This is a genomic window from Empedobacter sp. GD03861, from assembly GCF_029840885.1.
GTDB classification, from domain to species: Bacteria; Bacteroidota; Bacteroidia; order Flavobacteriales; family Weeksellaceae; genus Empedobacter; species Empedobacter falsenii_B.
Genome location: NZ_JAOCDJ010000006.1, coordinates 47,168 through 61,656, shown reverse-complemented (window position 1 = coordinate 61,656; position 14,489 = coordinate 47,168). Strand labels below are relative to the sequence as shown.

The 14,489-nt window shown below is 31.4% G+C and carries 10 protein-coding genes and 4 tRNA genes; 6 read left to right on the top strand and 8 right to left on the bottom strand.

Going from position 1 to position 14,489, the window contains the following annotated elements:
- Positions 1-3: 3 nt before the first annotated feature.
- The 6 genes from N5D03_RS04975 to N5D03_RS04950 are packed head-to-tail and all read left to right on the top strand — an operon-like array spanning position 4 to position 8,062.
- Positions 4-1,314, top strand: a complete 1,311-nt coding sequence (locus tag N5D03_RS04975; protein ID WP_280051073.1) for a PAS domain S-box protein — start codon at positions 4-6, stop codon at positions 1,312-1,314.
- 5 nt (positions 1,315-1,319) lie between these two features.
- Positions 1,320-2,522, top strand: coding sequence for an ATP-binding protein (locus N5D03_RS04970; protein ID WP_280051072.1), 1,203 nt, complete (start codon positions 1,320-1,322; stop codon positions 2,520-2,522).
- 30 nt (positions 2,523-2,552) lie between these two features.
- Positions 2,553-3,194 carry a response regulator gene (locus tag N5D03_RS04965; protein ID WP_280051071.1) on the top strand — a complete coding sequence of 214 codons (642 nt, stop codon included), beginning with the start codon at positions 2,553-2,555 and terminating at the stop codon, positions 3,192-3,194.
- A gap of 11 nt (positions 3,195-3,205) precedes the next feature.
- Positions 3,206-3,562 carry a response regulator transcription factor gene (locus N5D03_RS04960; RefSeq protein WP_221854151.1) on the top strand — a complete coding sequence of 119 codons (357 nt, stop codon included), beginning with the start codon at positions 3,206-3,208 and terminating at the stop codon, positions 3,560-3,562.
- Positions 3,563-3,566: 4 nt separating this feature from the next.
- Positions 3,567-4,631 carry a HEAT repeat domain-containing protein gene (locus N5D03_RS04955; protein WP_280051070.1) on the top strand — a complete coding sequence of 355 codons (1,065 nt, stop codon included), beginning with the start codon at positions 3,567-3,569 and terminating at the stop codon, positions 4,629-4,631.
- A gap of 2 nt (positions 4,632-4,633) precedes the next feature.
- Positions 4,634-8,062 (top strand): sulfatase-like hydrolase/transferase, encoded by a 3,429-nt coding sequence (locus N5D03_RS04950; protein WP_280051069.1) that lies wholly within the window; start codon positions 4,634-4,636, stop codon positions 8,060-8,062.
- Here N5D03_RS04950 and N5D03_RS04945 read toward each other — a convergent pair.
- From N5D03_RS04945 to N5D03_RS04910, 8 genes are all read right to left on the bottom strand, one after another.
- Complete coding sequence (locus tag N5D03_RS04945) at positions 8,059-9,306, bottom strand: YaiO family outer membrane beta-barrel protein (RefSeq protein WP_115001652.1); 1,248 nt, start codon at positions 9,304-9,306, stop codon at positions 8,059-8,061. The genes N5D03_RS04950 and N5D03_RS04945 overlap by 4 nt on opposite strands.
- 90 nt (positions 9,307-9,396) lie before the next feature.
- A tRNA-Leu gene (locus N5D03_RS04940) sits at positions 9,397-9,480 on the bottom strand.
- Positions 9,481-9,504: 24 nt separating this feature from the next.
- Positions 9,505-9,577, bottom strand: a tRNA-Gly gene (locus tag N5D03_RS04935).
- A 29-nt stretch (positions 9,578-9,606) separates the two neighbouring features.
- Positions 9,607-9,690, bottom strand: a tRNA-Leu gene (locus tag N5D03_RS04930).
- Positions 9,691-9,725: 35 nt separating this feature from the next.
- Positions 9,726-9,798: transfer RNA gene (locus N5D03_RS04925), tRNA-Gly, on the bottom strand.
- Positions 9,799-9,886: 88 nt separating this feature from the next.
- Positions 9,887-10,735, bottom strand: coding sequence for an acetyl-CoA carboxylase, carboxyltransferase subunit beta (gene accD, locus N5D03_RS04920; RefSeq protein WP_115001651.1), 849 nt, complete (start codon positions 10,733-10,735; stop codon positions 9,887-9,889).
- A gap of 43 nt (positions 10,736-10,778) precedes the next feature.
- On the bottom strand, positions 10,779-11,846 hold the full coding sequence (fbaA, locus tag N5D03_RS04915) for a class II fructose-bisphosphate aldolase (RefSeq protein WP_115001650.1): 1,068 nt from the start codon (positions 11,844-11,846) through the stop codon (positions 10,779-10,781).
- 37 nt (positions 11,847-11,883) lie between these two features.
- Positions 11,884-14,487: a BamA/TamA family outer membrane protein gene (locus tag N5D03_RS04910; protein ID WP_280051068.1), complete on the bottom strand. Its 2,604-nt coding sequence runs from the start codon at positions 14,485-14,487 to the stop codon at positions 11,884-11,886.
- Positions 14,488-14,489: the final 2 nt, after the last annotated feature.

The following is a 14,489-nucleotide window of genomic DNA, read 5'->3' as shown; positions in this document are numbered from 1 at the left end:
TTGATGTATTCTCCCGAATCTCAAGAAGAGAAGTTAGTGGAATGGTATACAAAATCTAACTTAAAAATTGATAACGAAATCTTTTTCTTTGGTCGAGATATCACGCTTGAAAATTCGAAAAAAGTAGAATTAGAAAATAGCGAACGTAAGTTTAGAAATTTCTTCAATTCTTCGCTTGGTTTAATGACAATTCATGATTTAGATGGAAATATTTTGTCGATAAATAAGAAAGGATTAGAATCTATGGGCTATTCAGAAAATGAGGCAAAAGATTTGAATCTGAAAAAAATAATTCCAAAATCTAATCAAAAAGAATATCAAACCTATATAGAGACGATTTTGAGTAAAAAGCAAGATTCTGGTTTGATGAGCTTGATTAAGAAAGATGGTTCGTTAACATATTGGTTATACAGTAATATTTTGGACAAAGATAACGAAGGAAATCCTGTTGTAATGAGTACTGCTGTGGATATGACACAAAGAACTTTGTTGGAAAGAGATCTTAATCGTGTTCGTCAGTTGCTAGATCATACGTACGAGGTTGCGAATGTAGGAGGTTGGAAATATGATTTAGTGAAGCAAAAATTAATTTGGGCTGATATAACGAAAAAAATCCATGAAGTTGAACCAGATTATGAACCAAATGTAGAAACTGCACTTCATTTTTATGAAGCAAAAAGTAGTTATCCAAAAATAAAGAAAGCCTTTAAAGATGCGGTAGAAAAAGGAATCGAATATGATATGGAGTTGCAGATTGTTACACAAAAAGGAAAAACAATTTGGGTAAGATGTAAAGGGATTCCAGAATTCGTAAACGGAGAATGTGTTAGCGTTTTTGGAATTTTTCAGGATATTGATGAGAGAAAACGTTATACGTTAGAGTTGGCTCGACAAAAAGCTATTTTCGAAACATTTATTAATCACGTACCTGCTTCTGTTGCTATGTTTGATAATGAAATGAATTATCTGACTTTGAGTAATCAATGGAGTGATGAATTTGCGATAAAAAAGAAAAATGTGATTGGAAAATCTCATTACGAAATGTACGATGTTCCTGCTGAAAGAAAAGCGATTTACGATGCTTGTTTGCAAGGTCAAAATTATTCGAATGAAGATACCATTTATCGTACACCAAAATATGATACGGATCAACACTATTCCTGGGCGATTCATCCGTGGTATATCAATAAAAAACAAATTGGCGGTTTGATTATGTTTTCGCAAAATATAACAGAATCTGTCAAGAAAAATAGAGAACTTAAAAAGCCAAAAAGAACGCCGATATCGCTAGTAAAGCGAAGTCAGAGTTTTTAGCAAATATGAGTCACGAGATTAGAACGCCGTTAAATGGTGTGATTGGTTTCTCTGATTTATTGTTGAAAACGCCGCTTAATCCAACTCAAAAACAATATTTGAATTTTATTAATGATTCTGCAAATTCATTGTTGTCAATAATAAATGATATTTTAGATTTCTCTAAAATTGAATCCGGTCGAATGGATGTTTCGATAGAAAAAAATAATTTGTTCGAGTTAGGAAATCAAGTAATCAATGTGATTCTTTATCAAGCCGAAAACAAAAAAATAGAATTATTGTTGAATATAGATAATAATTTACCTCAATTTATTTGGATTGATGAAGCTCGATTGAAACAAGTGCTAATTAATCTACTTGGAAACGCTGTGAAATTTACGGATAGTGGAGAAATAGAACTAAAAATTAGTCAAGTTGAACCAATTGTGAAAGGAGAAAAAGCAAAATTGAGATTCTCTGTTCGTGATACAGGAATTGGTATAAAACCAGAAAAACAAGTCAAGATTTTTGATGCATTTACTCAAGAGGATAGTACTGTTAGTAAACGTTTCGGAGGAACTGGTTTAGGTTTAACAATTTCGAATAAGTTGCTAAATTATTTCGGAAGCCATCTAGAATTGCAAAGCGAAATAGATAAAGGTTCTACATTTTTCTTTGATTTAGAAGTTGATTACGAATATAATATTGAGCAACAATTTGATCATTTGGAAGAAATAAATCATGTGTTGATTGTAGATGATAATCAAAGTAATCAAATGATTTTGCAACATATGTTACAGTTCAAAAATATAACATCTGATATTGCAAATAATGGAATGGAAGCGCTACAGAAAGTTTTGAATGGCGATGTTTACGATGTTATTTTGATGGATTATCATATGCCGGTTTTGAATGGTTTGGAAACAATTCAGAAAATAAAAGAGTATTTCGTAACAAAGGATACAAAAACTCCTTTAGTGTTATTGCATAGTTCTTCTGAGGATGAATATCTAATTCAGAAAGCAAAAGAATTAGGAATTACTTCGCGTTTATTGAAACCAATTAAGTCGGAAGAATTGTTTGATACGTTGCGTAAAACAATTATTGATTCGAAAGAAATTCAAACCATAGAAATTGAAAATCAAGAAGAAATTTCGCAAGATTTTTCGAAACAATTTCACATTTTAATTGCAGATGATAATTTAGTAAATATGGCTCTGAATCAGTAAATTATCAAAAATATTGCACCAAATTCTATTTTGTATACAGCTGCGAATGGAGCGGAAGCCGTATCAATTTGTCAAGAAAATAAGATCGATTTAATCTTGATGGATATTCAAATGCCAGAAATGAATGGGATTGAAGCAACTAGGGTTATTCGTTTGTTAAATAATTTTCAAGAAACTCCGATTATAGCAGTGACAGCGGGAAATGTAAAAGGCGAAAAGGAAAAATGTCTTGATGCTGGATTGAATGATTTCTTAGCAAAACCAATTCGAGAAAAAGATATTTTTGATGTCCTAGAAAAATGGTTAGATTTTTCTAAAAAAGAAAAGAATGAAACCAACGATTTTGGAAATCACCTTGATCTTTCTATGATAAATAATTATACGAAAGACGACGAATCGTTTAGAAAAATGTTTATAGAAATAATTATTAATGAGTTAGAAAAATCTGTACAAGAATTTGAAACTTATTTCAACAAACAAAATTTAGAAGGATTAAATCAATTAGGTCATAAAGTAAAAGGAACAGCAAAAACTGCAGGACTTACAATTTTGGCTGATTTAACCGAACAAATAGAAAAATCAACTTCGATCAATTACCTACAAGAAAACCAGCTGATTATTAAAGTAAAAACCGAAATAGAATTAGTTATTAACTATTTAAAAAATATTTAAAAACCAATATTATGCAGATTTTAATTGCCGAAGACGATGAATTGATTTTAAAAACAATTGAACACAAACTGAAAAAAGAAGGTTACAAAGTTGTTTTAACACGAAATGGAAAAGAAGCAATCAGTAAGATTGAGAATGAAGATATTGATTTGATTATTACAGATATTATGATGCCTTTTGCGTCTGGTTTGGAGATTATTAGTGCTGTTAGAAAAAGTAAAAATTCCGAAACACCAATGATTATTTTGTCTTCTTTAGGGCAAGAAGATGTAGTGGTGGAAGCATTTAATTTGGGTGCAAATGATTTTATGGTGAAACCATTTAGCCCTATTGAATTGTCTGTTCGCGTGAAGAAATTATTAAAATAAAAGCATGATTATCCTACAAATTATAACCTATACCGAGTTAATCGTAGGAATTTATATTCTACTTATTTTACTTTTTTTGACAATTATTTATACGTTATTGACAAGTATAATTGAATATAAAATCATTACAAAGAAAAATAAGTGGAATGCGATTATTGATCAAGAAATTTATGAAACAATTTTGGATGATCAATCCAATTCGAATACTGACTTTAATGATTATTTGAAATCAAGTTCATTCAAACATTATTTTATCAAAAAATTACTAAAAGCGGAACAAAATTTTTCTGGACATTCAAAAGAAAGTATTCAAAATTTATTTGACCATTATGAATTAAAAAAAATATCCTTACAGAAATTAAATAGTCAAAAAAATCATGAAATAGCCGAGGCAATACAAGAAGTTACGACGATGAATCATGTTGAAACTTTACCAAAAATCAAAAGTATGTTACAACATAAAAATGATTTAGTACGATCTGAAGCGCAATATGGTTTAACGAAATTTGCTGGTTTCGAAGGTTTATATTTTTTGGATAATTTACAAGAGCAATTGACGGATTGGCAACAGTTGAAATTGTTGGATGCAATTACAATTTTACCAAATATTGATGAGGTTGATAAGATAATTTCGAATTGGTTAAAATCACCTAATCAAAGTGTGAAAATTCTAACAATGAAATTAATTCGCAAGTTTCAATTGTTGCAAATGCACGATTTGGTTGCAGATAATTTGCACGATTCTGATGAAAAAGTTGTGGAAGAAACGATTAAAACATTAGTCAGAATCGAAGATGATTCAACATCAAAATTATTGATTGAGCAATATGAAACGTGTAACGAAAAGTTTCAAATTCAAATTTTAAAAGCTTTAGAAAAAATCTCAAATCCAGAAAATAACACATTTTTAGAAACTCAAGCAAAGGAAAATCCATCATTTTCTGTCAAAAAAGCAAGTGTAAGAGCGTTAAATAATTGTTGTTCAAAAACCAATTTACAAAAACTTGCACATCAATCAAACTCTCCTGAATTAAAACAAATTATTAATCAAATTATCCAAGAAAACTAATCATGAATTGGCTAGAAACGGCTTTCGATTTTTTTATTTACGGCTTCCTTTTTTATTCAATCCTATTAATTTTAGTCTATGGATGGATAGGTTTTTATGCAAAAGGAGCGATAAAATCTTATATACGAAAAAACAGTTTTACAGATTATTCGCTTATTGCAACATCGCCAAATGCGCCAACTTTTAGCCTTATTGCGCCCGCTTATAATGAAGGTGCAACGATTGTGGAGAACGTGCGTTCTTTGTTGTCGTTGTATTACAATCAACTCGAAATTATTATTGTAAATGATGGTTCCAAAGATGATTCGTTGCAACGATTAATTGAAGCGTATGATTTGATTAAAATTGATTATTTCGTTGAAGGAAATATAGAAACGAAACCAATTAATGCAATTTATAAAAGTACAAATCCTGTTTTCAAGAAATTAATTATTGTTGACAAAGTAAATGGAGGAAAATCGGATGCGCTAAATGTCGGAATTAATATTGCAGCAAACGATTATATTGTTTGTATTGATGTCGATTGTATTTTAGAACAAGATGCGATTCTGAAGCTTGCGAAACCTTTTATGGATGAAGCAAAAGCAAAAGTAATTGCATGTGGAGGCGTAATTCGTTTGGCGAATAATTGTACCATTGTTGATGGTAAAATTGTCGATGTTAATTTGCCAAAAACTCGTTTAGGAAGAGCGCAAGCGTTAGAATATATTCGAGCATTTCTTTTGGGAAGAATGGCGTGGTCGCGCGCCAATGGTTTGATGCTGATTTCGGGTGCTTTTGGTGCTTTTGATCGTGAAATTGTACTCCAGTGTGGCGGTTACGATCACGATACAGTTGGTGAAGATATGGAGCTTGTTGTGCGAATGCGACGTTATATGCACGAACAAAAATTGGCCTATAAAGTGGTGAATATTCCCGATCCGCTTTGTTGGACAGAAGTGCCAGAAAGTAAAGAAATTTTAACCAAACAACGCAATCGTTGGATGCGTGGAACGATAGAAACATTGTGGAAACATCGTATTTTATTTTTCAATCCTAAATATGGAAAACTTGGAATGATGAGTTATCCGTATTGGTTTTTCTTCGAATTTTTAGGACCGATTATCGAATACATTGGTTGGATCATTTTCGTTGTTTTATTCTTTTTAGGATTAATAAATTGGCATATTTTCTTTCCTTTAATGGCTTTTGTATTGCTTTACGGAATTTTATATTCGATTTATGCCATTCTGATTGATTTGATGACGTATAATGTTTATCACAAAAAAGGCGATATTCCGAAATTATTTTTTACGGCGTTTATAGAGCCGTTTACATTTCATCCATTTGTTGTGATGGCAGGCGTGAAAGGGGTGAAGGATTTCTTTCTGAAAAATAATTCGTGGGGAGAAATGACACGACAAGGTTTTGGTGGAAATCAAGCGAAAGAATTATCTATTTGGCAAAAACTGAAACTTGGATTCATTAATTTAGTTCAACAAACTACTTTTATTTCGTTGGTTTATTTGTTACTTTTTGGATTGTCATCAATTCTTGAATTTTATCTTTATCAAGAAAATCTTACAACAACTTCTAATCAAACTTTATTTTTTGATTTATTCGTACATAATATCGATTTTGCTTTAGATAGTATTTTTGTGGTAAGTTTTATATATTTTTTACTACAATTTTATTCGATAAGTTGGACAAAAAAATGGATCATTTTTGCGTATTCTTTTTTAATAATTTTGAATATTTTATTGATTAAATATTTTCAAACAACACTCAATTTATTAGGTTCAGATTTGTTTTCTTATACATTCGAAGAATTGAAATTAATTATTGGAGCATCAGGTGTTGTCAATACAATAAGTATCCTTTTATCAATTGCTGTAATTGCTGTTTTAACAACGATATTTATTTACAGTTATCGATTAAAAATTAACCAAAAAATTCTTCAATTACCATTAATAATTTTGAGTTTTTTATCGCTTATTGTTCCAATTAATTTGGATTTAAAAAGTTCTCAAAATGATGAGTTTTCATCTAATCTAATTTTGAGTAAATCGTCTTATTTTTTCTCAAACTCGATTGAACAATATGCAGAAGATAAACTTTCGGAAATTGATTTTTTAAATTCAAATTCGAGTTCAAATAATGAAGATAATCGACATTATTTCGATAAAACTAATTATCCATTTTTGTATCAAGATGAGAACAAAAATTTCTTCGCGGATCAATTTAATCTAACAACAGAAAAACCGAATGTTGTTTTTATTGTGATTGAAGGTTTGGGACGAGCTTTTAGTAACGAAGGTGCATATTTAGGTTCTTTTACACCATATATCGATCAGCTTTCGAAAAAGGGTTTGTATTGGGAAAATGGATTAAGCACGACGGGAAGAACATATGGAGTTTTACCTGGATTGACGGGTTCTTTGCCATTTGCTGAAAATGGTTTTATGGAACAAAAAAACTTACCTCAACATTACAATTTGTATAATTTGTTAAAAAGTAATGGTTATAAAACTGGTTATTTTTACGGTGGTGATGCTGATTTTGATTTTATGTCGAAATACTTGAATTATTCAGGTGTTGAAACTATTATTGATGAAAATGATTATGAAAGTAATTATGCTAAAATTCCGTCAAATAATGGATTTTCTTGGGGATTTGACGATCATTCAGTGTTCAAAAAATATTTAGCAACGCAGAAAGAAAATAATCAACCGTATTTTAATGTTTTGATGACGTTAGCGACGCATAGTCCTTTCTTAATAAACAATGTTGAGAAATATAATAAGCAGTTTGAAACGTTGATTAAATCACGAAATTATGATGCAACAACTTTGACGACAGTAAAAAAATATAAACAACAATTGGTGACCTTTTTGAGTGTTGATGAAGCTGTAAAAAACTTTTTCGAAGCTTATCAAAAGCGTTCAGATTTTAATCAAACTATTTTTGTGATTACTGGAGATCATCGAATGCCAGAAGTTCCGATGGAAACAAAGATTGATCGTTTTCATGTTCCGATTATTGTCTATTCTCCTTTGTTGAAGTCACCGAAAAAGATGTCAAATGTTGTGACGCATTTTGATGTTGCGCCAACTTTCGTGACATATTTTAGAGATTCGTATAAAATGAAATTACCGAATTATGTGACTTGGATGGGACAGAATTTAGAAAACGGTAAAGCGAATTTCAGAAAACAAGGCGTTCCGTTGATGCAAAATAAAAATATTTTGGACGATTATGTTTTTCAAAATTATCATTTGTCAGGAGGGAAGTTATATCGAATTGAAAAGAATTTAACCGAAGATGTTGAACAAAATTCGAAGATGGAAACAGAGTTGAAAAATCGATTGAAAAGCTTTAAAACAAAAAACCATTCTTTGAAAAATACTCAAAAAATGGTTCCTGATTCTATATTTAATCGTTATATCAATTAGAATTTTCGGCTGTACGAAACGCTTACATCAAATTGATTTCCTTTTTGATTTGGACGATATTCTTGATTGTAATAATTCGCACCAATTGAAATTAAGTTTAATTCACTGATCGAAAAATTATAATCTGCTCCAATTTTGAAGGACTTCAGTTTGTAAGTTGTATCTTCTAAAAGATTGTTGTTAAAATCTTCTGGTGAAATTCCTGTACCAATAGCTAAGCTTAAATAATTGCTTGCATCGCCAGTATAATAACGAGTTGTGAATGTATACGAATGCGAAATATTGTTGTTGCTTGGCGTTACAAATGCACGTAAATTGAACCAATAATTTTTATAATATTTACCGATAGATCCTGTGAACATCCAAACATCATCCGAAAAATGAAGTTGACGATAACCTAATTCAGCTTCGAAACTTTTAGGTAAATTAGCGTAAAGAGAGGCTCCTGTGCGATATTTAGGAAAAATTCCATCACTATCCGAATATCCACCGCCAACATACATATAAAATGTCTTAGAAAGTCTTGGATAAGCTTCTACTTCGTATTGAACTCCGTTATCTTTAAATTTGTTTGCGTAATTTACTTTAAAAATCAACGAACCAAGTGAAGTTTGTCTTTTATAACTAACCGAAACTTGATGCCAATCATCTGCAAATTGCTTGTCAAAATGTGAGTAATTATAATTTACACTAATCGCATTTTTAGTATTATTTATTTCGATTCGATTTGCTAATTCGCGTGCTTCAGTATTTTTAGGATTGATCGCTAATAATTCTTTGATTGTTTTCGAAGCTTCTTCATAAGCATTGTTTGAATTAAGAACTTTAGCTTTTAACAACAATAATTCTTCATTTTTAGGATATTTAATTAATCCACGATCAATGATAGAAACGGCTTCTGTATAATTATCATTCCAATATTCAAGTGACGTGTAAGCTAAATAAAAATCGGTAGAAGGATCCATGTTTTTTTCAACATTCTGAAAAACTTTTCTCGCTTCTTCGGTTTCATCATTCCATGTATATATTCGTCCCAAAAAAACAGCGATATCTGTATATTCCGGAGATTGATCTAAAGCTTGTAATGCAAGTTTCTTGGCAGTTGCATAATCTTTTTCTTCGAAAGCTTTGTGACGTGCTTCTTGAAATAAATCATCCGAACTTTTCGATTCTTGACTATACGAAAATAAAGGTAAAAAGGTAAGAGTAAAGAGTGTCTTTCTTAGAAATGATTTTTGAATCATGTGATAAAAACGTACTTTATTATGAGGATAAAGATATAATTATTTAGAGCATAAAAAAAGCTCAAGAAAATAAATTCTTGAGCTTTATTGTACCTCAGGCGGGACTTGAACCCGCACGTCCTAATGGACACAGGATTTTAAGTCCTGCGTGTCTACCAATTCCACCACCAAGGCATCCACTTCTAAGAAAGAAGTTAGAGCGGGAAACGGGACTCGAACCCGCAACATTCAGCTTGGAAGGCTGACGCTCTACCAATTGAGCTATTCCCGCGTGTAAATTGTAAAAATCAAATTAAAAAGTACCTCAGGCGGGACTTGAACCCGCACGTCCTAATGGACACAGGATTTTAAGTCCTGCGTGTCTACCAATTCCACCACCAAGGCAAAATTTGATTTTTATGAATTTTTATATTTCAAAGAGCGGGAAACGGGGCTCGAACCCGCGACCTCAACCTTGGCAAGGTTGCGCTCTACCAGCTGAGCTATTCTCGCGATTGGAGTGCAAATATATAAAATCAATTTCTAATAATCCAAATCAAATTTGAATAAAATTTTAAAAATATATTTGCACTTATTTTAATTAGTTGATAGGCATTAACATATCAGCTACTTCTTTTATTTTATCTTTCATCTTTTTACGATGAACGATCATATCAACGAAGCCTTTTTCTAATAAAAATTCAGAAGTTTGGAATCCTTCTGGTAAATCTCTACCAATAGTTTCTTTGATAACACGTGGTCCAGCGAATCCAATTAATGCTCCTGGCTCTGCCATGATAACGTCACCAATTGATCCGAAAGAAGCTGTAATTCCTCCAAAAGATGGATTTGTTAAGATTGTAATATAAGGAATGTTGTTATCTGCTAATTGAATTAATTTAGCTTCTACTTTAGCTAATTGCATCAACGAAATTGCAGCTTCCATCATACGTGCACCACCAGATTGTGTAATAATTACGAATGGAGTTTTGTTTTTGATAGAATAATCAATTGCACGTGCAATTTTTTCTCCCATTACAGATCCTAAAGAACCTCCAATAAATTTGAAGTCCATACAAGAAATTGTAATGTCACGTCCATGAATTTTTCCAGTCGCATTGCGAATAGAATCTGTCATTCCCGTTTTCTTTTTAATCTCTTTTAAACGATCTTTATAAGGTTTTGTATCTGTCCAATTTAATGGGTCTTTACTTTCTACTTTTGTATCTAATTCTGTGAATTTACTATCATCAAATAAGATATCGAAGTATTCTTGAGAACCAATTTGTACGTGATGATCATCCTCTGGACTTACATACGCATTTGCTTTTAGTTCTTCAGTTTCAATAATTTTTCCTGATGGTGTTTTGTACCATAAGCCTTTTTTAACGTCTTTTTTAGACTCTGTAGGCGTTGTAATATTTTTCTTGCTTCTAATAAACCAAGGCATATTCTCTGTTTTTATTTGGGTAAGAATAATCTTAGTGAAAAGATTATCCTAAAGTATTAACATTATTTAAATCGTGAAAAGCTTGAATTAATCTGTCTTTGAAAGTAACTTCTCCAGCTCTTAACCACACGCGTGGATCATAATATTTTTTGTTAGGAGATTCTGGACCTTCAGGATTTCCAATTTGTCCTTGTAAATAAGCTGCATTTTCGTCAAAATATTTACGAATTCCTTCCATAAATGCATATTGTAAATCTGTATCAATGTTCATTTTGATAACTCCGTAGCTAATTGCTTCTCTAATTTCTTCTAAAGTAGAACCAGAACCTCCGTGGAATACGAAGTTTACAGCGTTGTCTACACCATACTTTTCGTTGATGTATTTTTGAGAGTTATCTAAAATTTTTGGAGTCAAAACAACATTTCCTGGTTTGTAAACACCATGTACATTACCAAATGCTGCTGCAATCCAGAAATTATCAGAAATAGATTTTAAGTTTTCGTAAACGTAAGCAACTTCTTCTGGTTGAGTGTATAATAAAGAATTGTCAACATTAGAATTGTCAACACCATCTTCTTCTCCACCTGTAATACCTAATTCCATCTCCAAAGTCATTCCAACTTTAGACATTCTTTCTAAGTATCTTTTGCACGTTTCTACGTTTTCTTCTAAAGGCTCTTCAGATAAATCTAACATGTGAGAACTAAATAAAGTCTTTCCGAATTTATTAAAATGTTCTTCGTTAGCGTCCATAATTCCATCAATCCAAGGCAATAATTTTTTTGCACAGTGGTCTGTATGTAAAATTACAGTAGCTCCGTAAGATTCAGCTAAAGTGTGAATATGTTTTGCTCCCGCAATAGCACCTTTGATAGCAGAAAGTTGATTTTCTCCTTTTAATCCTTTTCCGGCATTAAAAGCAGCACCTCCGTTAGAAAATTGAATAATAACTGGAGAGTTTACTTCAACTGCAGCTTCCATTGCAGCGTTAATAGTATCTGAACCGATGACATTACACGCTGGTAAAGCGTATTGATTTGCTTTTGCATCATTGATAATGTCTTGAACTAATGAACCGGTAGCAACACCGGCAGGAAATTTTCTGCTCATTATGTTAGTATTTTGTGAAACAAATATAGATGTTTTTTTAGAAAGGATAATTAATTCCGAAGTGGATTCTTGGTTTAAGCAAATTAAAATTGTCAAATTGCCAGCGATCACCCAATTCGTAAGAAGGGTCATAAATTTTGTAACCTAAATCAAATCTTACAATTGCAAACGTACCAATGTGATAACGGAAACCTAATCCAGAACCAATTCCGAATTCTTTGTAAAAATCTTTGAACTTAAATAATGTTTCTGGACGATTTTTATTAACACCCCAAATATTACCAGCATCAAGAAAATATGCACCTTCCAAACTTCCAAAAAGATTGAAGCGATATTCAGCATTGAATAACAATTTCATGCTTTCAAATTCTAAACTTTGATTTTTAGAATCGATACGTGGTTTACTTCCAGGACCTAAAGTTAACGGTGCCCAACCACGAACATCATTTGCTCCTCCAGCCGAATAACTTCTTACGAAGGGTGCAACATCTGAGTTTCCATATGGTTGAATGATTCCGAATAAGAAACGTCCCGCTACGCTAGAATTTGAATTTAATTTGAATTTTCGTCTAACATCCACATCAAATTTTACGAATTGAGAATAAGGAATTCCAAAGATCAAACCTGCTTGATTTCCGTCTCGATCAGGTTCAGCTTTATTAAAGCCAAAAGCTTTGTCTAAACCTCTTAATACATTTCCGGCTAATTCAATTCTCGCTTGAATAAACCAAGGATTACTTTTTGGTCGAAATGAATTTTCTTGATTAAATGTAAATTGATAGATAAAAGAGTTGATTAATACATTTTGGGAAATATTAGCTTTTCTATATAACATATTCTCAAAATCAACATACAACTTTGCGTTTTCTCCAGTTAATGAACTTTGGAATCCTTTGTCAGCCTCGATTGCGTCTGTTAATTCATCATCCGTTAGATAAATTGGTGCATTAGGATTGTATGCGTAGTATAAATCTTTTACTTCGTTTTTTGTATTATTATCTTTTGTAAACACTTCATAATAGCGATCTTTTTTTCGGTTACTAATAAATTCTGTGTTAAACAAAGAAACTTTGTGTTGAAACTCCGAACTCGAAATATCCATATCAAAACCAAAACCATAAGTCGTTTTGTCTAAACCTACATTTTTCTGCGTACTTGCATTCATTCGAATAGCAGATTCGGCAGTAAAACGTTTTGGTAAAATATTATCAAGATTAATTGGTGTTAATAAATAAGGAAATTTCAACTTTGTTTCGATAGCGATTTCGTAAGCATTTAAGAATGCTTTATTCATTGAGAAATCTTTGTTGACAGAACCTAAAGTTCCTTTCAAAGTTGTTTCTAAATTTTCTCCTCCTCCAAATAGATTTCTCGAAGTTAAAGTCATTCCGGGAGAAATTGCAAAGTTCATATAGCGAGAAGCATAACTTTCGACAAAGAGATTCAAGTCATATTTCTTTTTTGGTGTAAAGAAAACGTCTACATTTAGGATAGAATCTTGTTTATTAATTCTGAATCCATGTAAGTTAATGTTTTCTTTCTTGAAAATATTACGTTTTGTCTGAATTTCTTGTCGTTGACGATATAGTTGACCAGGACGAATTACAAATGCATCTGTAAAATATCTTGGTCGATATTCTGGCTCTTTTGTATATAAAACGTTATAATCTTTATATTCTTCTTTGATTAATTTACTTTCATCATCAACAAAACTGCGAGAATCTGCATAAATATTTATCTTTCCAAAACGATATTGTGTAAAAGGTGTAATACTATCCGTTTTCAACGAATCTTGAATATATTTATCAATAAACATCGTCACATCAAGGCGTTTATTACTTTTTAATGTATCCGCTTCAAAATATAAATCTTCGCCCGAATCATTAAAATCATAGTAACCTCTATTCTTTAACAAATCGATAATACGATCGCGTTCTTCCTCAAATTTGTCAAAATTATATTGATCTCCAGCATGCAAAACAGTTTGTTTTCCAAGAGGAGAATTCAAGTATTCTTCTATTTTTTGATCAGCTATTTTTTGATCATATGTTTCGATATAAGAAGGTTCACCTAACTTAATATCATAAATTGTTTCTGCTTTTTTTGCAACAGAATCTTTATCATAGGAAACTGCTACTTTCGAATCGAAATAACCTTTATCATGAAATAATCTATTTAAGTTCTTTGCAGAAAATTCTGATTGTTGTTCATCCAACAAAACTGGCGCTTCACCTTGATTATAATAAAGACGTTCTTTCCATAAACTCTGCCCAACATATTCGCTCAGATTATTCTTCGTTAGTAAACTGTCCAATAATTTTTGGTTACGAACCGAAGCATCTTGTCGATAATATTCCTGAAAAGTTTCATCAAATTTTGCAGGAGACCAATTGTAAACCCATTGCCAAAGAGGGAAAAAACCAAGGAACTTACCAGCTGGCTTTTGTTTCACATAATCACTTAAATCTTTGTTGATTATAGTTTTTTTCTTCTTAATATCGGGATCTTCTTTATCGTAGATAAATTTGTTTTTTACAAACAAATATTCTCCTTCAGGAACTTTTTTAGTTGTACTACAGCTATAAAAAAGTAAACCTAAACAAGAGATAAGTGTTATATTTGTTGTAATTTTTTTTTGCATAA

What these genes read in the sequence shown, in the direction of transcription:
- N5D03_RS04970 (WP_280051072.1), top strand. Translation starts at nt 1,320, where the DNA reads ATGAGTCACGAGATTAGAACGCCGTTAAATGGTGTGATTGGTTTCTCT.
- accD (WP_115001651.1), bottom strand. Translation starts at nt 10,735, where the DNA reads ATGCCTTGGTTTATTAGAAGCAAGAAAAATATTACAACGCCTACAGAG.
- N5D03_RS04945 (WP_115001652.1), bottom strand. Translation starts at nt 9,306, where the DNA reads ATGATTCAAAAATCATTTCTAAGAAAGACACTCTTTACTCTTACCTTT.
- N5D03_RS04960 (WP_221854151.1), top strand. Translation starts at nt 3,206, where the DNA reads ATGCAGATTTTAATTGCCGAAGACGATGAATTGATTTTAAAAACAATT.
- N5D03_RS04955 (WP_280051070.1), top strand. Translation starts at nt 3,567, where the DNA reads ATGATTATCCTACAAATTATAACCTATACCGAGTTAATCGTAGGAATT.
- N5D03_RS04975 (WP_280051073.1), top strand. Translation starts at nt 4, where the DNA reads ATGTATTCTCCCGAATCTCAAGAAGAGAAGTTAGTGGAATGGTATACA.
- N5D03_RS04910 (WP_280051068.1), bottom strand. Translation starts at nt 14,487, where the DNA reads ATGCAAAAAAAAATTACAACAAATATAACACTTATCTCTTGTTTAGGT.
- fbaA (WP_115001650.1), bottom strand. Translation starts at nt 11,846, where the DNA reads ATGAGCAGAAAATTTCCTGCCGGTGTTGCTACCGGTTCATTAGTTCAA.
- N5D03_RS04950 (WP_280051069.1), top strand. Translation starts at nt 4,634, where the DNA reads ATGAATTGGCTAGAAACGGCTTTCGATTTTTTTATTTACGGCTTCCTT.